At 69.6% G+C, this 18,438-nt stretch carries 20 protein-coding genes and 1 pseudogene; 12 read left to right on the top strand and 9 right to left on the bottom strand.

The window, feature by feature from the left end; translation table 11 throughout:
• The first annotated feature begins 89 nt into the window (after window positions 1–89).
• The 8 genes from ACFRFC_RS21220 (at window position 90) to ACFRFC_RS21185 (ending at window position 7,532) form a co-directional block, all read left to right on the top strand.
• Window positions 90–977, top strand: coding sequence for an SDR family NAD(P)-dependent oxidoreductase (locus ACFRFC_RS21220; RefSeq protein WP_382678811.1), 888 nt, complete (start codon window positions 90–92; stop codon window positions 975–977).
• A complete protein-coding gene (locus tag ACFRFC_RS21215) occupies window positions 974–1,915 on the top strand; it encodes an SDR family NAD(P)-dependent oxidoreductase (RefSeq protein ID WP_382678814.1) in 942 nt (313 codons plus the stop codon). The genes ACFRFC_RS21220 and ACFRFC_RS21215 overlap by 4 nt, the downstream gene beginning before the upstream one ends.
• Window positions 1,912–3,531 (top strand): flavin-containing monooxygenase, encoded by a 1,620-nt coding sequence (locus tag ACFRFC_RS21210; RefSeq protein WP_382678817.1) that lies wholly within the window; start codon window positions 1,912–1,914, stop codon window positions 3,529–3,531. The genes ACFRFC_RS21215 and ACFRFC_RS21210 overlap by 4 nt, the downstream gene beginning before the upstream one ends.
• Window positions 3,532–3,631: 100 nt before the next feature.
• Window positions 3,632–4,435 (top strand): SDR family NAD(P)-dependent oxidoreductase, encoded by an 804-nt coding sequence (locus tag ACFRFC_RS21205; RefSeq protein WP_382678820.1) that lies wholly within the window; start codon window positions 3,632–3,634, stop codon window positions 4,433–4,435.
• Between the two features lie 143 nt (window positions 4,436–4,578).
• Window positions 4,579–5,082, top strand: a complete 504-nt coding sequence (locus tag ACFRFC_RS21200) for a carboxymuconolactone decarboxylase family protein (protein WP_382678823.1) — start codon at window positions 4,579–4,581, stop codon at window positions 5,080–5,082.
• 11 nt (window positions 5,083–5,093) lie between these two features.
• Window positions 5,094–6,053 (top strand): alpha/beta hydrolase, encoded by a 960-nt coding sequence (locus ACFRFC_RS21195; RefSeq protein ID WP_382678825.1) that lies wholly within the window; start codon window positions 5,094–5,096, stop codon window positions 6,051–6,053.
• A gap of 96 nt (window positions 6,054–6,149) precedes the next feature.
• A complete protein-coding gene (locus ACFRFC_RS21190) occupies window positions 6,150–7,163 on the top strand; it encodes an alpha/beta hydrolase (RefSeq protein ID WP_382678828.1) in 1,014 nt (337 codons plus the stop codon).
• Window positions 7,164–7,304: 141 nt separating this feature from the next.
• A complete protein-coding gene (locus ACFRFC_RS21185) occupies window positions 7,305–7,532 on the top strand; it encodes a hypothetical protein (protein ID WP_382678831.1) in 228 nt (75 codons plus the stop codon).
• A 67-nt stretch (window positions 7,533–7,599) separates the two neighbouring features.
• Here the strand turns inward: ACFRFC_RS21185 and ACFRFC_RS21180 are convergent, their stop codons facing one another.
• From ACFRFC_RS21180 to ACFRFC_RS21170, 3 genes are all read right to left on the bottom strand, one after another.
• Window positions 7,600–8,676, bottom strand: a complete 1,077-nt coding sequence (locus ACFRFC_RS21180; RefSeq protein ID WP_382678833.1) for a S1 family peptidase — start codon at window positions 8,674–8,676, stop codon at window positions 7,600–7,602.
• A gap of 484 nt (window positions 8,677–9,160) precedes the next feature.
• Entirely contained in the window at window positions 9,161–9,556 is a 396-nt protein-coding gene (locus tag ACFRFC_RS21175) for a hypothetical protein (RefSeq protein WP_382678836.1), read from the bottom strand.
• 143 nt (window positions 9,557–9,699) lie between these two features.
• Window positions 9,700–10,704: a helix-turn-helix domain-containing protein gene (locus tag ACFRFC_RS21170; protein ID WP_382678839.1), complete on the bottom strand. Its 1,005-nt coding sequence runs from the start codon at window positions 10,702–10,704 to the stop codon at window positions 9,700–9,702.
• A 344-nt stretch (window positions 10,705–11,048) separates the two neighbouring features.
• Here ACFRFC_RS21170 and ACFRFC_RS21165 point away from each other — a divergent pair, with 344 nt between their 5' ends.
• On the top strand, window positions 11,049–11,561 hold the full coding sequence (locus ACFRFC_RS21165) for a hypothetical protein (protein ID WP_382678842.1): 513 nt from the start codon (window positions 11,049–11,051) through the stop codon (window positions 11,559–11,561).
• Window positions 11,562–11,578: 17 nt separating this feature from the next.
• Here ACFRFC_RS21165 and ACFRFC_RS21160 read toward each other — a convergent pair whose 3' ends face one another.
• Window positions 11,579–11,983 carry a hypothetical protein gene (locus ACFRFC_RS21160; RefSeq protein WP_382678845.1) on the bottom strand — a complete coding sequence of 135 codons (405 nt, stop codon included), beginning with the start codon at window positions 11,981–11,983 and terminating at the stop codon, window positions 11,579–11,581.
• Window positions 11,980–12,231, bottom strand: a pseudogene (locus ACFRFC_RS21155) (IS5/IS1182 family transposase); the annotation flags it as partial. The gene ACFRFC_RS21160 and the pseudogene ACFRFC_RS21155, both read right to left, overlap by 4 nt.
• Before the next feature lie 167 nt (window positions 12,232–12,398).
• Here ACFRFC_RS21155 and ACFRFC_RS21150 point away from each other — a divergent pair.
• The gene (locus ACFRFC_RS21150; RefSeq protein WP_382678847.1) at window positions 12,399–12,950 is read left to right on the top strand and encodes a YciI family protein; all 552 of its coding nucleotides are present in this window, start codon (window positions 12,399–12,401) and stop codon (window positions 12,948–12,950) included.
• Window positions 12,951–13,262: 312 nt separating this feature from the next.
• On the opposite strand, the gene ACFRFC_RS21145 is transcribed toward ACFRFC_RS21150, so the two are convergent.
• On the bottom strand, window positions 13,263–13,523 hold the full coding sequence (locus ACFRFC_RS21145) for a helix-turn-helix domain-containing protein (protein WP_382678850.1): 261 nt from the start codon (window positions 13,521–13,523) through the stop codon (window positions 13,263–13,265).
• Window positions 13,524–13,654: 131 nt separating this feature from the next.
• Window positions 13,655–13,888: a hypothetical protein gene (locus tag ACFRFC_RS21140; protein ID WP_382678853.1), complete on the bottom strand. Its 234-nt coding sequence runs from the start codon at window positions 13,886–13,888 to the stop codon at window positions 13,655–13,657.
• 541 nt (window positions 13,889–14,429) lie between these two features.
• Between ACFRFC_RS21140 and ACFRFC_RS21135 the strand changes: the two genes are divergently transcribed.
• On the top strand, window positions 14,430–14,660 hold the full coding sequence (locus ACFRFC_RS21135; RefSeq protein WP_382678856.1) for a DUF397 domain-containing protein: 231 nt from the start codon (window positions 14,430–14,432) through the stop codon (window positions 14,658–14,660).
• 251 nt (window positions 14,661–14,911) lie between these two features.
• On the top strand, window positions 14,912–15,739 hold the full coding sequence (locus ACFRFC_RS21130) for an SAM-dependent methyltransferase (protein WP_382678859.1): 828 nt from the start codon (window positions 14,912–14,914) through the stop codon (window positions 15,737–15,739).
• Window positions 15,740–15,760: 21 nt separating this feature from the next.
• Here the strand turns inward: ACFRFC_RS21130 and ACFRFC_RS21125 are convergent, their stop codons facing one another.
• Window positions 15,761–16,696, bottom strand: coding sequence for a helix-turn-helix domain-containing protein (locus tag ACFRFC_RS21125; RefSeq protein ID WP_382678862.1), 936 nt, complete (start codon window positions 16,694–16,696; stop codon window positions 15,761–15,763).
• A 572-nt stretch (window positions 16,697–17,268) separates the two neighbouring features.
• Window positions 17,269–17,946, bottom strand: coding sequence for a CHAT domain-containing protein (locus ACFRFC_RS21120; protein WP_382678865.1), 678 nt, complete (start codon window positions 17,944–17,946; stop codon window positions 17,269–17,271).
• Window positions 17,947–18,438: the final 492 nt, after the last annotated feature.

The raw sequence follows: 18,438 nt of genomic DNA, 5'->3' as shown, positions 1-18,438 counted from the left end.
GCCTCCTGCGCGTGAACGGACGCCCCGGCATCGGACCAGCCCCACGGCGTGCCGGCAAGAAGCACCTCCACCCGTCGACGGGAGACACCGTGCTGACCGCAACTCAACGATTCGACAAGGGAACCGCCGTGATAACCGGGGCGGGCTCCGGCATCGGCGAAGGATTCGCGCGGCACCTCGCCGCGCTGGGCATGACGGTCGTGGTGGCCGACATCGACACCGGCCGGGCCCGGTCGGTGGCCGACAGCCTGACCGCCGACGGCGCCCGCGCGGACGCCCGGTTCGTCGATGTGACCGACGCGCGGTCCGTGGACGACCTGGCCGCCGCGGTGTTCGACCGGTACGGCAGTGTCGAGCTGCTGATCAACAACGCCGGGGTGGAGGACTCCGCGGGACTGTGGGACATCGGCGTCGAACGCTGGAACACGATCATGGCGATCAACGTCAACGGCGTCTTCCACGGCGTGCGTTCCTTCGTGCCACGCCTCGGCGCACAGGGCACCGAGGCGGTGATCGTCAATGTCTCCTCGGTCGCGAGCATGACGACCTCGCCCTTCCAGGCGCCGTACATCGCGAGCAAGCGGGCCATTCTCGCGCTGACCGAGTGCCTGCACCAGGAAGTGGCCCTGGCCGGGTTCCCCATCCAGGTCTCCGCGGTCCTGCCGGGCCCGGTCCGCAGCCGTCTCTTCGACGCCGTCCGCCGGGACACGCCGGCCGACGACGGCCTGGCCGGGCAGATGCTGACAGCACTGGAGAACATCCACGAGACCATCGCCCACGACGCCCTGGACGCCGCCCGGCAGATGCTGGAGTCGGTCGCGCGCGGTGACTTCTGGGTCTTCTCCGACGAACAGTACTGCCGGCCCCTGACCGAGAACCGTGCCCGGCAGTTGCACGAACTCAGCCCCCCACCCGACCCGGTGGCTGGCCTGGCGCAGCTGGGGGTCACGGCGGGACAGCCCGGCGGGGAGGAATGACGGTGCTGCGCTTCGACGAGCAGGTCGTGATCGTCACGGGCGCCGGCCGCGGAATCGGTGCCGCGCACGCCTCGCTCCTTGCCGCGCGCGGCGCCAGAGTCGTGGTCAACGACATCGGCTCCGCCATGGACGGGGCGGGCGCGGACCGTGCGCCGGCGGCCCGGCAGGCGGAGCGGATCGGCCTGGCGGGCGGCACCGCCGTGGACGACACGTCCGACATCGCCACACCCGACGGAGCCGAGGCCCTGATAGCCCGGGCGATCGACACCTTCGGACGGGTGGACGCCGTCGTGAACAACGCCGGGATCTACTGGACCGACACGTTCCCCGGCACCGACCCCGACGCACTGCGCCGGCAGCTCACCCTGCACATCGAGGGCGGCTTCCACGTCACCCGTGCCGCCTGGCCCCATCTGGCCGCCGCCGGCCACGGCCGCGTCGTCATGACCACCTCCAGCGCGGCACTGGGCTCCGCGGCCCACACCTCGTACGGCACGGCCAAGGCGGGGGTGATCGGCCTCGGGCGGGCCCTGGCGATGGCCGGCGCACCCCTCGGTATCAAGGTCAACATCGTGGCTCCGATGGCCATGACCAGGATGATGAACGCCCACACCGGCGAGGCCGAGGTGCCCGACGACCCCGGTCGGGACCCCTCGCTCGTGGCGCCGCTCGTCGCCGTCCTGTGCCACCGGGACTGCCCCTCGAACGGCGAGACGTACATCGGTGGCATGCGCCGGGTGACCCGGCTGTTCCTCGCGGAGACCCAGGGATACGTCCACCCCGGTCTCGACCTCACCCCCGAGGATCTGCTCGGGCACTGGGACACGATCAGCGACACCGGCCACCACGTTCTGTGCACCGACACCAAGTCCTGGTCGGACGCCAACACCCGGCACATCGCCGCCGCCCGCTCCGGGGCAGGATCGGGCCCGCGGTGACCGGCGGAACCGCGTTCGACGCAGTGGTCGTCGGGGCCGGGTTCAGCGGTCTCTATGCCCTGCACCGGCTGCGCCGGCTCGGACTGTCGGTGGTGTGCTTCGAGGCGGGTGAGGGGGCCGGGGGCACCTGGTTCTGGAACCGCTATCCCGGCGCACGGGTCGACATCGAGAGCATGCAGTACTCGTACTCCTTCGACGAGGGGCTCCAGCAGGAGTGGACCTGGCCGGAGCACTTCTCCGCGCAGCCGGACCTGGAGGCGTACGCCAACCATGTGGCCGACCGGTTCGGGCTGCGCGAGCACATCCGTTTCGGGACTCGGGTCACCGGGCTGCGGTTCGACGGGGAGCACGACCGCTGGCAGGTGCGGACCGAACGGGGAGCAGCGGTCACCGCGCGCTACGTCGTCGCCGCGACCGGCAGCCTGGACGCGCACAACGTCCCGGCCCTGCCCGGGCTCGACTCGTTCCGGGGCACCTGGTACCACACCGCGAGATGGCCGAAGGAAGGGGTCGATCTCAGCGGCAGACGGGTCGGCCTGATCGGCACCGGCTCGACCGGCATCCAGATCGCCCCCGTCGCCGCCGAGCGCGCCGCCCACCTCCATGTGTTCCAGCGCACCCCGGCCTTCAGCGTGCCCGCGGTGCAGCGGGCGCTGGATCCGGCGCACGAGAGGGAGTGGAAGGCGCACTACGCCGAGCGCCGGGCGGTGATGCGGGACAACCCCTCGGCGGTTTATCCGACCGTCCAGCGATTCGGTTCCGCCCTCGACCACACCCCGCGCGAACGCCAGGAGATCCTGGAACGGGCCTGGGCGGCGCGCAACGGGCTGCTGTTCCTCCAGGCGTTCACCGACACCATGGTGAACCCCGAGGCCAACGAGATCGTCGCCGAGTTCGTCCGCGGCAAGATACGGGGCATCGTCAGGGACCCCGAGGTGGCCGAACTGCTCTGCCCGAAGACCTACCCGGTGGGCGCGAAGCGCATCTGCATGGACACCGGGTACTACGAGACGTTCAACCGGGACAACGTCACTCTGGTCGATGTGCGCGCCCACCCCCTCACCGGGGTCACCCCGACGGGCCTGCGTACGGCCGCCGCCGAGTACGACCTCGACGTGATCGTCTTCGCCACCGGATTCGACGGGGTGACGGGGTCGTTCACCGCCCTGAACGCGGTCGGGGTGGACGGTGTCGCACTCCGGGAGAAGTGGGCCGGGGGGCCGACGTCGTTCCTCGGCATGCTGGTGGCCGGATTCCCGAACCTGTTCATGGTGCACGGTCCCGGCAGCCCGGGGGTGCTGGCGCAGATGATCACCGGCGGCGAGTGGCAGGTCGACTGGATCACCCGGTTCATCGCGCACATGGAGAGCGCGGGACACCGGCGGGTCGACACGACGACCCAGTGGGAGGAGCGCTGGCACGCGGAGGTGTCCGGCGCCGCCCGGCGCACCCTGCACCAGCGGGCCGACTCCTGGTACCTGGGCGCGAACATCCCCGGCAAGCCAAGGGTCTTCATGGTCTACGTCGGCGGCTTCGACCGGTACACCCGCCGCTGCGCCGAGCAGGTCGAGGCGGGCTACGAGGGCTTCGTGTTCGACGGGGCCGGTCATGGCTAATTTCTGTTACGGTACGTCACGTAATAGAAATCATGGAAAAGGGCGCATGCATGGGTACAGCCATGCCCGCGGGTCACCCGGACACCTTGTGGGTGACGCGATGACGGGCAAGTTGGAGGGCCGGGTCGCGATCGTCGTCGGCGGTGGCCAGATGACGGGAGAGACCACCGGGAACGGGCGGGCGGCCTGCCTCACCTACGCCCGCGAGGGCGCCCGGGTGCTCGTGGTCGACCGGGACGCCGACGCGGCGCAGGCGACGGTGGACCTGGTGCGGGCCGAGGGCGGTACGGCAGAGGCACATCGGGCCGACATCACCGGCGAGGACGACTGCCGGGGCATCCCGCAGGCCGCGACGGCGCTCTTCGGGCGGGTCGACGTGCTGCACAACAACGTCGGTTTCGTGCCGGCCGGGAACACGGAACGGCTGCCCCTGGCGCAGTGGCGGACCGGTCTCGACGTCAACCTCACCGGCATGTGGCTCACCTGCAAGTACGTACTGCCGATGCTGCGGCAGCAGGGGAGCGGAGCCCTGGTCAACATCTCCTCGCTGGCCGGTCTGCTGGCCGCCGGTGAGGCGATCGCCTACGCCACGGCCAAGACGGCGGTGATGTCCCTGACCCGCTCACTGGCCCTGGAGTACGCGCCGCACGGTGTACGGGTGAACTGCGTCGCTCCGGGCATGGTCGACACGCCCATGGGCGTCGACCAGATCGTCCGGGCGACCGGGGCCTCCCGCGCGGACGTGGTGGCGCAGCGGGTCACGATGATCCCGATGGGGCATCAGGGCACCAGCTGGGACGTGGCGAACGCCGCGTTGTTCCTGGCCAGCGACGACTCGGCGTTCATCACGGGCGCGGTGCTGGCCGTCGACGGCGGGACCTCCCTCGCCGCCGGCCGCTGGTGACTGGTCCGCTGCCGGGCGCCCGCGCGGTGCCCGTGACGAACGCACCGGCACGGTGGCACTGACACCCCCTCAAGCCGGCACCTCTCCGTCCGGGGCGGCCCGCCCCCGGGCAGCCCCGGGCCCTTGTGAAGAAAGCGAATCCGATGACGACAAGTGACCTGGACCGCGGGATCGAGCAGGCCCGGGACATGATCCCGGAGTCGGTCTGGGCAGCGTCCGCCAGCGTGCCCGAGGGCGTTTTCGCCCCGGGCCTCGCGGAACTTGCGATGACGAATGTGTACGGCCGTCTGTGGGGGAGGGAAGGACTCGACCGGCGCTCGCGCAGCCTGGTGACGCTGGGCCTGCTGATCGCGCTGCGCGCCGGCGACGAGCTGAGGATCAACTTACTGATGGCACTGCGGAACGGGCTCACCCGCGAAGAGCTGGAGGAGGTCATCTACCACGCGACCGGGTACGCCGGTTTCCCCGCCGCCGTGCACGCCGCCCGGATCGCCACCGACGTACTCGGCGCGGACGGGACCACCGCCCCGGCGAAGGAGCCGGGCTCACCCGTCCCGGCGGACCGGACTGCCCCCGGCGCGCCGCACGCCTCCCACACCACCCCCACAGACCCTCCGCGCACCCCCCGCGCCACCCCGCGACAGTGAAGGACCCTCATATGTTCGCCCTGGACGCCCAGCTCATGGAAGCGGTGCGGGCCGCGATGGCCGCCGCCGGCTCCGCCCGCCCCGAGCCGGCACCGCGCGATGACTGGAAGGCGCGACGCACCAACTCCGAGCGCGCGTGGACCGCGCTCGGCGGCGTGCTGCCCCGGCACCCCGAAGTCGTCCGCACCGACCACGAGTTCGTCTCCTACGACGGAGCCAAGGTTCTCGCCCGCTGGTACACCCCGCCCGGACCGGCCGCGGACCGGCCGGGACCGGCCGCCGTCTACGTCCATGGCGGCGGCATGATCGCCGGCTCGGTCGACCTGCACGACCCGGTGATCGCCGCCTACGCCGCCGACAGCGGCGTACCCCTGCTGGCCGTCGACTACCGCCTCGCCCCCGAACACCCCCACCCGACCCCGGTGGAGGACACCTACGCGGCACTCGGCTGGCTCGTCGGACGCGCCGAGGAACTCGGCGTCGACCGCGCCCGTATCGCCCTGTTCGGCGAGAGCGCCGGTGGCGGTCTGGCGGCCGGAGCCGCCCTCATGGCCCGTGAGTGGAAAGTGCCCGTCGCCCGGCAGATCCTCGTCTACCCCATGCTCGACGACCGCACCACCGAGCCCGACCCGGTGCTCGCGCCGTTCGCCTCCTGGACCTACGACGACAACTACACCGGCTGGCACGCCCTGCTCGGGGACGCCGTGGGCGGCGCCGATGTGCCCATGTACGCGGCGCCCGCCCGCGCCCGTGACCTGGCCGGCCTTCCCCCGGCCTACATCGAGGTGGGGGAACTGGACATCTTCCGGGACGAGTCCCTGGAGTACGCCCGGCGCCTGCTGGCCGTCGGAACGTCCGTGGAACTCCATGTCCACCCCGGCTGCCCCCACGGCTTCGACCACATGAGCGCCCAGGCCGACGTCGTGCGACGCTCCCGTGCGGACCGCCTGCGCGCGCTGACCAGTTTCTGAGCCCGGCGGGGACGGGCGCGCCGACGCCCGCCCCCGACCAGGTCCGCCCACCGAAAGCAGAGACCGACCGGCCCGAACACGTTCCGAGGAGTGGCCATGACCCTGGAGACCGATGAGACCGGCCGCACACCGCTGGGAAAGGTCACCCGCCGACCGCCGTTCGACCCGGAGCTGACCCCGGTGGTCGAGGCGCTGCCCGCTCTCCTGCCCAGCCTGAGCGACGAGGTGCTGCCCTCGCTGCGGCGGGCGGCGACAGCCGGGTTCACCGCCGCGGGCGCGGCCGACCTGACGGCCGATGGCCGGGTGTCGGTCGAGGAGCGCCAGGTGCCCGGTCCTGAGGGCGCACCCGACATCACCCTGCTGATCCTCCGCCCCACCGCCGCCCACGAGCCCGTAGCCGCGCTCTATCACATGCACGGCGGCGGAATGGTGATCGGGGACCGTCGGCTGGGAGCGGCCGGCTTCCTGCCCCTGGTCGCCGAGGGCAGGGCCGTCCTGATCTCGGTCGAGTACCGGCTGGCCCCGGAGCACCCCGACCCCGCACCGGTCGAGGACTGTTACGCCGGACTCGTCTGGACGGCGCGCAACGCGGCCGGACTCGGGATCGATCCCGACCGGCTGATCGTGATCGGCACGAGTGCCGGCGGGGGCCTCGCGGCCGGGATCGCCCTGCTCGCCCGAGACCGCGGCTTCCCCCGGCTCAGCCACCAGGTGCTGATCTGTCCCATGCTCGACGACCGCCTCGGCACCCACAGCAGCCGGATGCTGGACGGCGAGGGCAACTGGGACCGCAACGACAACCTCTACGGCTGGACGGCCCTCCTCGGCGAGCGCCGCGGGGGACCCGACGTGTCACCCTACGCAGCCCCCGCCCGCGCGGAGGATCTCTCCGGCCTGCCCCGCACCTACCTCGACACCGGCTCCGTGGAGAGTTTCCGCGACGAGGTCCTCGGCTACGCCGGGCGGCTGTCGGAATCCGGTGTGAGCGTGGACCTCCATATGTGGGGTGGCGGCTTCCACGGATTCGACGGACTCGCCCCTGACACCGCTCTGTCCAGGGCCGCGGTCGCCACCCGGGACGAATTCCTCCGCAGGGCCACCGGGGGGTGAGCACCGGGTCGCGACCGCGTCCCAGTGCCGGAGGTGTCCCTTGCCGAGCCGATCGGCGAGCCCGCGATCAGCCGGCCGCCGCCGCTAGGGCAGTCGATGGACGCCAGCTCCTCCGCGACCTGACGGCCGGGTAGGTGCGCAGTGCCAGGTCGAGCAGGCAGGCGGAGCCGCTTCCAGATCGGTTCCCAGGACGGCGGGTTTGAGAGCGGCGGCGGGCTCCTGGGCGCTCTGTCGGACGCGCCCGTCCGGGAGTTCAGCCGTCTCGGCTACGAAGCCCACTGGATCGCCGAGCAGGACGGTACCCGCGACCCGCTGGGTGAGAAGCGGCTGGCCGCAAGCCCCAACGTGCTGTTCGAAGCCCACGGCTGAGGCACGAGCGGCAGGGTCGCGCACCGGGACCCGCACCGAACGCCTCGGTGCGGGTCCCGTCGGCCCATCAGTAGACGGACATGCTCTTCGCGTCGAGCAGCCTCTGGACCGGGTAGTAGTAGCTCCTGCTGACGACCGAGTCGCTGCAGGGCTCTTTGTCGTCGAGGGAGCCGGACGTGATACCGAGTGCGGTGGTCCCGATGAAGAGCGGGCCTCCGCTGTCACCGCCCTCCGAGCAGAGCGTCGTCTCGATCATGTGTTCGCGCGTGATGCCACCCTCGAAGTTGACCGTCGTGTCCACCTGCAGCACCGTGCCCGACATGTCCTCGCTGGTCGCGCCGGTACGTCTGACGGTCTCCCCGTCTCTGGGGTAACGGGAACTGTCGATCTGCGAGATCGTGCCGTCCCTGAACCGGATTGTCCCGTACGGGGTGACGTCGGCGTTGCGGTAGTCGATGACCGCCCAGTCGCCGGGCCTGTCGTTCCAGTCGATCACTGTGCCGATGTAGGTGCTTCCCTCGCCCACGTACCAGTTGCTGCCCCCGCTTCTGACACAGTGTCCGGCAGTGAGCAGGTACTTGTTCCCGGTGTTGCCCTGCACGTTGAACCCGGCGCTGCAGTGGCCGCTCGAGCCGTTATTGATCATCATGCCGCCGCGCAGCGCGGTCTCGGCCTCCCGTAGGGTGCCGGAGAGCCGGTCGATGCGCACGGTACCGGGGTGCGCCGCGGCGACCGCTTCGATGCGGGCCCGGTCGGCGGCCGAGACACCGTCGTAGAGCTCAACGGACACCTGGTTGGTGCTGGGGTCGGCGCCCCAGGAGGTGTTGCCGATCCAGCCCAGCTGGTCCAACTCGGCATGGATGGCCTTGAGGTCCTTCATGCTGTGCGCGACCAGTTCCGCTGTCCCCCCGGCATTTCGGACGGTCTCTGCGGCCGCCGCGTCGGTCACCGCGACGACCAGGCGGCCGTTGGCGTGGTAAACGCCCCCGGAGCGGCCGTCGCCGAGCTCGGCTGCCAGCGCGGTCATCGCCGCGGCATCGGTGGACGGTTCCGGTGTCTCGCGGGCGTGCGCGGGGGGCAGGGTCAGCAGCGCGAGCAGGCAGCCTATGCCTGTCAGCACCGCACGAGGACGACGGTGTGCCATGAGTTCCCCTTCTCTATCGGGACGACAACTTCCGGTCCAGGCATATATGGGTAGGCCGGGTGCTGCCAGGCAGCGATGGTGGGATGGTTGCTCTACAAAACTGCGCCCGTGCCGAGGCGATGCTGGGCGTCAGCATTCAGGAGCTGGACCTTGTCTCTGGGTTCCGGGCCCGGTGAAGGCCAAGGGAGCCACCGCGCGCCACCGGCGCAGCCGGATTTGCGCGGAAGACCGACGCGAGTCCGAAACCATCCATGCCCTGGCGCTGCGCCGGGCCCGAGAGGAACGGCCGCCCGCAGTACGGTACGTCGGCCGCCGTCCGCAGTTTCCTGCGCTGCGGACCACAGCACGATCCAGGCGCCGTCGCGGCCAGCAGAAGCTGTTGTCCCGTACGGGCAGAAAGCGCGGGAGTTTGTACGCATAGGCAAAGTTCGGCCGGATAGCCGACCTCGACGGGCACATGGGCGGCGCCCGCCTTCAACACGGATCAGGCGGTACTGTTCATGTAGTAAGGCTCGCCATAGATTTCGCCGCCCTTGACCTTGTAGACCCAGATGGTAACCGGGGTTCCTTCGGTAATATTGCCCGACTTCCATGCAGAGCAATACGGCGAATCATGCCCCTCCGTCGTGGCGAGTCGATCTATATCCCAATCCCGGCCAATGTCGAGCTGCACCTGGATTCCGAACCCATCTGCGACGTCGTCGCAAGCCCTGATCGAGTCACCCGGTATCGAGCCGTCCGGATCCGCCTGCCACTGGCCGTACCCGGCACCAGGTATCGACACGGTCTGCGCAGCCCATGCAGAGCCCTGCATCGTGAACACCAGACCTGCCGCGCCACCAACGGTGATCAACGCGCGGGTAACCTTGTTCATCTTCATATGCCCCCCTTGAAGGAAGTAAATCGGCTACCTACTGCAGCGTCGCAGTTCCGCCCGGTGTCAGGCGGCTGGTGTCATCTTCTGGGGTGCGGACGCGGATATGTTGACGCCGGGTCCACGGTTGTTTGACGATCCGTCCACGCTCAGTCGGCTGCGGCTGCGGGTCCGTCGCCGGTCGCCTGGAGCAGGGCGCGGCGGCGGTAGTCGCGGGGCGACATGCCGTAGGCCGAGCGGAACGCGCGCGTGAAGACCGGATGGTGCCCGAAGCCCGCGCGTACTGCGACGAGATGCACCGGGATGCCGCTTTGGGCCGGGTCGGCGAGCTGTTCGCGGGCGCGCTCCAGACGCAGGTGGCGGATCCAGCCGGATACGGTGCTGTCGCGGTCCTGGAACAGCTGGTGGAGATGGCTGGTCGAGATGTGGTGCGCGGCGGCGATGGCGGCGGGCGTCAGGTCCGGGTCGTGCAGGTGGTTGCGGATGAACGCCGCGATAGCCAGCGTCAGGGTCCGTCTCCGGGATTCGGCGGGCAGGGAGTGCACGGCATCGAGCTCGTGCGCGAACACGGCGGTGAGCAGGCCGAACAGGACTGTCTCCAGCCGGGGCGCGTCGGCAGCGGTGTACGAACACGGCTTGTCCACCAGGGTGGTGAGGAAGGCCGTCAGCAGCCTTCCGACACCTTTTCGTCCTGTCATCCGGTGACCGATCACCTGGTCGAGATCGTCCGAGGACAGGGGCAGGCAGGCCCGGGGCACCTCGACACTCACAGCCTCCACGACGTCCCCCTGAGGGCCCACGAAGATCTCGAAAGGGCGGGAGGAGTCGTTGGTGCGCAGCTCGTAGGGGCCGTACAGGGCGTCCGGGCCGCCCATACGGAAACCCATGGTGCCCTTGGTGATCAGCGAGAGGTGAACCGTCTCCGGGTCGGAGCCGCGGATGAGTCGCGGTGTCCGCCTGATGGCGAGAGGCGACATGACCGCGGGCCACACGAGCGCGCTCCCCAGATGGAGGACGCGCTGCTGCGCACGGAAGTCGGAGCCGGGACGGCAGACCAGGTCCACGGGCGCGTGTGTCCGGGACAACTTCTCCCGCCACGCGTCGACCCGGTCGGCCACCGGCAGGTCCTCGGTGGTGAACACTGTTTCGATCATCGCTTCTGCCCCCGTCGCAGCGTGGATGAACACCGTTCCCGGCCGGTCCGGGCACACCACCAGCATGCCGAGGGGCAAAGAAGCGGCACAGAGATTCGCTCCACTCGGCGTGATCCGGCCCCTCAGCCGCGCACCCTCACCATGGCGCCGGTCGTTCCACCTGCCGCTTCGGTGGAGCACCGACGTCACGTGTTTCTGAGCAGCGGCGAGACGGTCGTCAACGTGATCACGACCGTCTCGCTTTGTGCGGCTGAGGTTCAGGGGCGGTCGTGGGTGTGGACGCACGGCTGCCAACGGGCTCTCAGAGGTCATTCTGAGAGTGTTTGGTTGGCAGCGGTGGGGGCTTGATCCTTGCGGACATTCTTCGGTTGTCGGCGACCACTCCCACGACGCTCTACGGGGCAGTGCTGCGCGATACTCGTCCTGTGGAGTGGTTCGAGGAGGCCCAGGCCGCGGAACAGCGCCGAGATTGGGACGCGGCCATCGCGTTGGTGAGCGCCCATGCCGAGTGTTACTCGACCGATCCGTCCAGGCACGACAGCCATCTGTGGCACATGGATTTGCTTGCCCGTGCGGAGCGGCTCTCGGAACTCGCAGAGCGCTCTCTCAGGGATGTTCACGCGCGTCGGAGACTCAACAGGGCGCTTCGCGAGCGGGGGATGGAGGCGGCCCTGCGCAACCGCGCCGAAGCCGGTGACCGTGATGCCCTGTATGTCCTTGTTCGGCTGCTGCGTGAGACGAGTCGGCCCCGAGAGGCCCATCGAGCGGTCCACGACCTCGGCACGGACGATCAGTACGCACACCAGATCCTGGCCCGCTATCGATCGCCATCGAGCGGTGCCCAGCAGGGCTTCTGATCGCGATACTCGGTCGGTTACTGCTTCCTGGCGAAGCTGCCGGTGTCGCTCTCGGCAAGAATGTCGAGCTTGACCAGGCGCTTCAGCTTGACGCGCGTGCCTTCGATGTTCTTCGGCAGCAGTTCGTGGTCGAGGGCTTGGCAGACGTCGCGGGCCCTCAGCGCGCTGGTGGCCTCGTCGAAGACGGCGAGGATGCGGGAGTGGTCCCGGGTCTCGGGCAGGTCGGGCGAGGAGGTCTGGACCGGGAGCCGGCCGGCAGGGCCGGTGATGGGTTTCCGGGTGATCGCGAGGTGTTCGAGGTGGATCTCGGCCTCCCGCAACCGGGTCTGCAGGCCGTTGATCTGTGCGCCGAGGTCGTCGGCCATGGCCCGGGCGGCGTCTTCCTGGAGGCCCAGGGCGTCGAGCTGAGGCTGGATGTTCACGCTGCCGCCGCCTGCTTCTCGCGCCAGGTGGGGGCGGTCGGGCCGGTGAGGCGTCGGGGTATGACATGGGGCATCGCCCAGCAGACGCGGGAGGCGGAGGAGGAGGGGCGGTGCTCGTAGTCGCGGAGCAGGCGGCGGTGCAGTATCAGGATCCCGTAGGTCTGTTCGGCCCTCCACCGCTCTGGCTGCGGAACGAACCCCTTGAACTGCGGGTTGCGTTCGACGAGCTCGACGTCGATGCCTGTCGGCGGCCAATGGAAAATCCCCGCGTACGGCCAGCGTGATTCCCCACTGGATTGCCACACTCAGTAGTCGAAACCCTGGGCGGTCTTCGACGACTCGCGCGAGTCCGCCGTGCGGTCATCGCAGTGGAACCCCCTCGCCATCGGCGCCTGTTCAAGGGAACACTGCGGCCATGGAGTTCCTCTGCTACCACCGCGACCGCACTGGCTCACTGTCGCTGCGCTACGAACTGAACGATGCGCACTTGTCCTACATGGACGGATTCGCGAAGGAGATGATCGCCCGAGGGCCGACCTTCGCTGACGACGGCGAGACCCTCACCGGCAGCGTGCACATCCTCGACCTGCCCGATCCCGCTGCCGCCCGCGCGTTCGCCTTCGACGAGCCGAACTACCAGGCCGGCGCCTACCGGGACGTACTCGTGCGACGGTGGCACAACGCCCTGGGGCGCACCATGTGGGACTTCCCCGGCGGCCGGACCGGAGGCAACCGATACCTGGTGCTCGGCCTCGGCACAGGAGAGGCCGCCGACCTCGCGCTGCCGCCCGAGCCGAAGGAGCTGATTGCCTACGGACCGCTGCTGTCCGACGACGGGACTCTCTGGCTGGGCACGGCGGCGTTGCTCCGGGCCCCGGACCCGGCCACCGCACGCGCCATCCTCACCCACGACCTGTACGCCGACATCGAGGTGCACAACTGGGAGTCCGGCGGGCGGCCGTCATGAACGAGGCGCCCACCGGTGCTATCGCGGGCGCATCACGCTCTGTAGAGGAAGTGGCCGCCAACGGGGAATTGAAGTGGCCACAACGGGGAGCTGAAGTGGCCACGGGCGGGGAGAACCAACTGGCCGCTATCAGAGCCCAGGCCGACGCCATGCAGGTCGTCGTCGACGTCCTCACCGGTCCGCCGCCACCAACTGCTCGCGCAACGTACGGACGATGCGCACCTCCGCGGCCGGCGGCGCTCCGCCCCTTGCTCCGCGAACGCCGCGCCGCCGGTGATCGTCAACCTGCCGGCCGGTTCCGCCCGGTGGGCTTCACCCTGGCTGTGCCGGACCCGGGACGGCGGGTGGTGGCCGTGCTTCTTGCTGCGGGTGGGAGTGGCGCTGGCGCTCGTCCTCCCACACCTTCAGCAGGATGTGCTGGTCCGCGCCGCACGCGCGGGCGTATCGAACGGTGAAGCGTCGGCCGGGGAAGTGGGTCCCGTTCAGGACGGCGGTGAGGTACGCCGGGTCCGCTCCGGTCTGGTGGATGAGTGCTTCGGCGGTCAGTCTGCTGTGGTGCCATATCTGTTGCATGACCAGGCCGATGTGGGTTGCCTCGGCAAGTGAGGGGCGTGGCGTTCGGCGCATGCGTAGGGAGCCCTGGGTGTGGTGGGGAAGGGGCGATCGGGCGGTGGGGCGCCGCGCCGGGCGGCGCCCCGCGTTGATCAGTGGTGCTGGCCTGTCGTGCAGCTTCTGGCGTGGTAGCGGGCCAGGCACAGGACGAGAAGGGATCCCGCGGTGGTCAGCCAGTGCTCGTGGGGGAATGCCAGTTGGCCGGCGGCTTCGAGGGCGAGTTGCAGGTACTCGCTGAGGCACGGCTCGCACAGGCGGTGCGTGTGCGCCGGACAGGGCTGGGTGGGGCGCGGTTTACGGCGTCGTCGCCAGGGGGATGGGCTCATTGCGGTCTCCGGACGGAGTCGTGGACACAGGCCCCGGCGGAGGACTTCCACATCGCTGCTGCCGGGGCCTGGTGCCGCCCGGCCTCGTGGCCGAGCGCGAACGACGCTAAGCGGAACGTAGCCAGCCGTCCGGCGCTCCGCCGTGTTCTTCCTCGCGCTCGCGCCGTGACATCACCTGCCGTGCCGCTCTGCTGCTGTGATGAGCCGCGCATGGTGTTCGAGTGGGCGGCAGCGGGTGCGTCTGCCGCCCACTCTTCGTTGATGCTGATCAAGGCGCTGCGGCTCTGAGGACTGCCGCCGCACCGCACCCCACAGTGTTCGGTTCTGGCGAGGCTGTCCGGGGCGCGCTCGCGGGGCAGTCCGACAGTGTGAAAGTGCGCCCGGCGCGGCGGCGCATTTGCACCGGGACCAGCGGTTGGAACAAGACATTGTTGCCGGAAGCGCGCATACCTCGCCGGAGGGCGGTGATCCTGCTGATGTCGGGCCCGAATGCAATTGCATTCGGGCGACGGGGTATTCGTTCACCGCAGGAGGCCATCCGGTGGAGAAGACGACGTGCAGGGAAAGCACTCTCGCGGCCCGCGGCGGCCGAGCCGGCATCAGCTGGCGGAAGAGTTCGCACAGCAATCCCCAAGGGGCGTGCGTGGAAGTGGCGGAGGCGTCCGGGCAGGTCTGGTTCCGTGACTCGAAGACGGCGGACGGCCCCGTGATCATGGTGTCGATGGCATTGACGGCCGCCTTCGTCACTGCTGTGGCACGCGGGCAGGTGTGATCGTCCGGCGGGGCCGGGGCCGCCCGGAGGTGTCTGCATGTGCAACGGAACCTGTCCGGACGGCCGCCGGCCCCGCCCGAAGATCGGAATCTGTGATTCCGCGAGCAGGACCGGACCCGGACGCGCACCTAGCCGAACAGGGTCGTTCAATGGTGGACATCCAGGGTGACCAGCCAGTAAGCATGAGCACAATGCAAGTGCATTCCGCCCCCTGACGTGGGCGGAGGGTCATGAGGCGCCGGGGAGGCCACATGGGAGAACAGTCCGATCCAGACCTGGGCAAGGAAACAGAGTTAGGACAGGACCGGCCGCACAGCGCGCGGATGTACGACTACTACCTCGGCGGGAAGACCAACTACGCCGTGGACCGCGACGCCGCCGAGACCGTCATCCGCGCCTTCCCGGCGGTGGGGACCACGGCCCGCGTCAACCGGGCCTTCATGCACCGCGCGGTGCGCACGCTCGCCCACCTGGGAGTGCGCCAGTTCATCGATGTGGGAACCGGCATCCCCACCTCACCCAATCTCCACGAAGTGGCCCAGGCCGTCGCCCCCGAGTGCCGGGTGGCCTACGTCGACAACGACCCCATCGTGCTCGTCTACGCCGACGAACTCCTCCACGGCAGTGCCGATGGCCGGACCTGCTACGTGCACGGGGACGCCACCCGGCCGCAGGACGTCATCAACGCGGTGAAGAACGAGGAGATCATCGACTTCGCACAGCCGGTCGCGCTCAGTCTGCACGCGCTCCTGCACTTCGTCCCCGGAGACAAGGAGCCCTACCGCATCGTGCGCCGCTTCCTCGACGCGCTCGCTCCGGGCTCCTATCTGAGCCTGTCCCACGCCACCGGCGACTTCGCGCCCGGAGCCTGGCAGACGATCGTCGACACCTACACACGGAGCGGAACCCCCGCCCAGGTGCGCACCAAGGCCGAGGTCGAGCGGTTCTTCGAAGGACTGGAACTCATCTCACCGCGCGTGGTCGTCGCACATCGCTGGCGGCCCGAACCCGGCAGCGGCCCCGGCGTGGTGAGCGACACCCAGTCGTCCCTCTACGCCGGCGTGGCCCGCAGGCCCTGACGACGCAGACAGCCTCCGCGTTCAGCGGCGGTAGTTGTGCGACAGCAGATCACGGATCCTGCGGGCCGACTGGGCGGGCGCCAGGGAGGCGACCAGCAGGGCGTCGAAAGCCCGCAGCCTCTGGTCGACCGCCCGCTCGTCCTGGACGATTAGCCCTCCGTCGAACCCTTCCGCGTACACGATGGTGGGAAGGATCCCGGCGAAGTCGTAGATCGTCGTCGACCCCAGATCGACCGGCAGGTTGTAGCGCCCCAGTTCAGCGACCCGGAACTGGTATCGCGGATCGGCCGACAGATCCAGCAGATGCTCCAGCTGCCCGCGCATGAGCGCTGCGTCCCCGACGGGCCGCAGCAGGGTGACCTCGTCGATGATGAAGATCATCCTCTTGTGCTCCGGACCGGCGGCGAACCGGGCCTTGCGCTCCTCACGCAGCTCCGCGAGAGCATCACGCTCCTCCCCGGTGCGTCCGCCCCGGTTGATCACAGCCCGCGAGTACTCCCGGGTCTGCACCAACCCGTGCAACTGCAGCGGCTCGTAGGACCTGATCCGCTCCGCCATGTCCTCGAAACTCACCACAGCCTGGAGAAACTTCGGCGCGACCCACGACCACGACTGCCACCACGTCGGCTCGTTGGCACTCGCCGCCAGCGACAGAAGCTGCTCCTGCTCCACCGGATCGCTGATGCCGTACATCGAGAAGAACCGCAGCATGTCATCCTGCTTGAACAGGTGGTGCCCGTTCTCGATACGGCTGACCTTCGACGAAGAGGATTTCAGGTGAGGGGCGACATCTTCCTGCTTCAGGCCGAGGCTGGTGCGCTGCCTGCGCAACGCATTGCCCAGCACCATCCGCTGCGCGGACGGTGCGGTCTCATCGCGCAGATACCGCACCCCGCGGCCGGCCCGGGGATTGTCCCCCTCGCCCGGTTCCCCGGCAGACGTCAACTGCTGGACCACTGTCGCTCCTCGACATTGTGAACGGAGAGTGAGGCTTTCGGCGCTCATAGTGCATGATTCGCTCGGGCTTGGGGATGGAATCGTAAAAAAGCCCAATACTGTTAACGACTGTGGCAAGGCCCGCCCTCCAGGCACCTACCGCCCGGTTCCCCCTCGCACCCTGATGCGACCCCCTGGCTCGCGGTGCCCGGCACGCTGCCGTGATGGAATCGCGACGGCCAACTGCACAACAGGCAAGCTGCGTTCGTGGCCCCGGAGCCCCGCTGACCGACGATGTACCCGTGCCCGTGAGGCTCCCCAGCAGCCGTAGAATCCCGCCGTCGACGCCGGAACCGGCGAGGACGGGGACCGGTGGACGCGTCCGGTTCTCGATCACGGCCGTCGCGTCCCAGGCACCCCTCGAAAAGCCGACTTGCCTTATCGCATCACATGCACCCAGTACAACTTCCGCCCCCACCCGGCACAACGCCGGGCCTCAAAGGATCCGAACTTCGAACTGCCCCCAGGGGAGGCGGGTCGGCGCCGGACGCGGAGACGTGTGCGGCATGCCGGATCTGGCGGGGCGCGGCGGCTCACGGCCCCACGTGCAGGTAGGCCGCCCACCGCGACGGGCGGTCCGGTTCACGGTCGCGGTGGGTACGGGCGGCGGCGTGCAGTGCCGCCGCCGCGGTCATCCGGGCCGGGGGCAGGAGGTTGGTGTAGAAGGCCTCCGCAATGCGCGTGGCGGCGTGGTCATCGACCGGCCAGAGGCTACCGATCAGCTGGCTGAAGCCGGCCGCGTGGAAGCCGCTGAGGAGGCTCAGCGACTCGTCGGGAAGGTCCAGTCGGCTCAGCGCGGTGCCGCAGGCCGACAGGAACGCCAGCCCGCCGCGGCGGGTACCGGTCAGCGGGAGGTCGGGCTGGTGGAGTCTGCCGTCGTGGAGCAGGAGGTGGGACTCGTAGCCCTGGTCCCGGTCCTGGCCCGTGTGGCAGGCCAGGTGCACCATTTCGTGGTCCGGCAGCGCCGCCGTGACGTTCCCGCGGCTCGCGGCCGGCCCGCGCAGGAGCCGGCAGCCGGGGAAGAGCGTCGTCAGCAACGCCGCTTCCAGGTCGGCCGCCGGCAGCGCGACCGTGCTCCCTGGGGTCCGCGGCAGGGCGACCACCAGGGGCCTGGTGTCCGGAGCCGGCTGCCATGGGCGGGCGCTGGCCAGCGCCCGCAGGGTCGGGGCAGCTCCACCTCCTCCAGTACCGGCCCCACCACCACGTCCCACAGCAGCGCAGCCCCGCCGATATCGCGTACTCGCCCAGCATCCGCCGCGTCGTCGGCAGCTCAGCGTCCAGCGCTGCCTTGGCCCCGCCGAGAATGTCGCGGCCCAGCTGCCGCAGCGTCTTGAGCGTCAGGTCCGGCAGCGGGAGGAGACGCACGCCCGACGCCGTCACGATCAGCGCCATGGAACCGCCCTCCTGCAGCAGCGGGACCACCACCGGGCCCGCCGCGCAGCTACGCAGAATCTCCGCCAGGGCGGGGGGCTCCAGGAAGCGCTCGAAGCCCGGGACCCGACTGATCCCAGCCATGTTGGTCTCCAACTGCTTCTCCAGACTGTCCTTCTCGGACTGGTAGAACCTCACATGCTCCAGCTCAACCGATGCTGTGCGCGCACCGGTCCGGTCGATCGGCGGCCTTCGGTGCCCCGGCAGGATGATCATGTTCTCCATGCACACAGTGCACGGGTGGAGTTGTTGCAGCAGACATCGAGACCTAG

This window comes from Streptomyces sp. NPDC056734 (assembly GCF_042790455.1).
In the GTDB taxonomy this organism is placed as follows: Bacteria; Actinomycetota; Actinomycetes; order Streptomycetales; family Streptomycetaceae; genus Streptomyces.
This window is presented reverse-complemented; position numbering and strand designations above follow the sequence as displayed.

Excerpts from the sequence above, each read along its gene's own strand:
- ACFRFC_RS21145 (WP_382678850.1), bottom strand. The coding sequence starts at position 13,523 with ATGCAACAGATATGGCACCACAGCAGACTGACCGCCGAAGCACTCATC.
- ACFRFC_RS21180 (WP_382678833.1), bottom strand. The coding sequence starts at position 8,676 with ATGGCACACCGTCGTCCTCGTGCGGTGCTGACAGGCATAGGCTGCCTG.
- ACFRFC_RS21175 (WP_382678836.1), bottom strand. The coding sequence starts at position 9,556 with ATGAAGATGAACAAGGTTACCCGCGCGTTGATCACCGTTGGTGGCGCG.
- ACFRFC_RS21200 (WP_382678823.1), top strand. The coding sequence starts at position 4,579 with ATGACGACAAGTGACCTGGACCGCGGGATCGAGCAGGCCCGGGACATG.
- ACFRFC_RS21190 (WP_382678828.1), top strand. The coding sequence starts at position 6,150 with ATGACCCTGGAGACCGATGAGACCGGCCGCACACCGCTGGGAAAGGTC.
- ACFRFC_RS21150 (WP_382678847.1), top strand. The coding sequence starts at position 12,399 with ATGGAGTTCCTCTGCTACCACCGCGACCGCACTGGCTCACTGTCGCTG.
- ACFRFC_RS21195 (WP_382678825.1), top strand. The coding sequence starts at position 5,094 with ATGTTCGCCCTGGACGCCCAGCTCATGGAAGCGGTGCGGGCCGCGATG.
- ACFRFC_RS21205 (WP_382678820.1), top strand. The coding sequence starts at position 3,632 with ATGACGGGCAAGTTGGAGGGCCGGGTCGCGATCGTCGTCGGCGGTGGC.
- ACFRFC_RS21215 (WP_382678814.1), top strand. The coding sequence starts at position 974 with ATGACGGTGCTGCGCTTCGACGAGCAGGTCGTGATCGTCACGGGCGCC.
- ACFRFC_RS21140 (WP_382678853.1), bottom strand. The coding sequence starts at position 13,888 with ATGAGCCCATCCCCCTGGCGACGACGCCGTAAACCGCGCCCCACCCAG.
- ACFRFC_RS21130 (WP_382678859.1), top strand. The coding sequence starts at position 14,912 with ATGGGAGAACAGTCCGATCCAGACCTGGGCAAGGAAACAGAGTTAGGA.
- ACFRFC_RS21170 (WP_382678839.1), bottom strand. The coding sequence starts at position 10,704 with ATGATCGAAACAGTGTTCACCACCGAGGACCTGCCGGTGGCCGACCGG.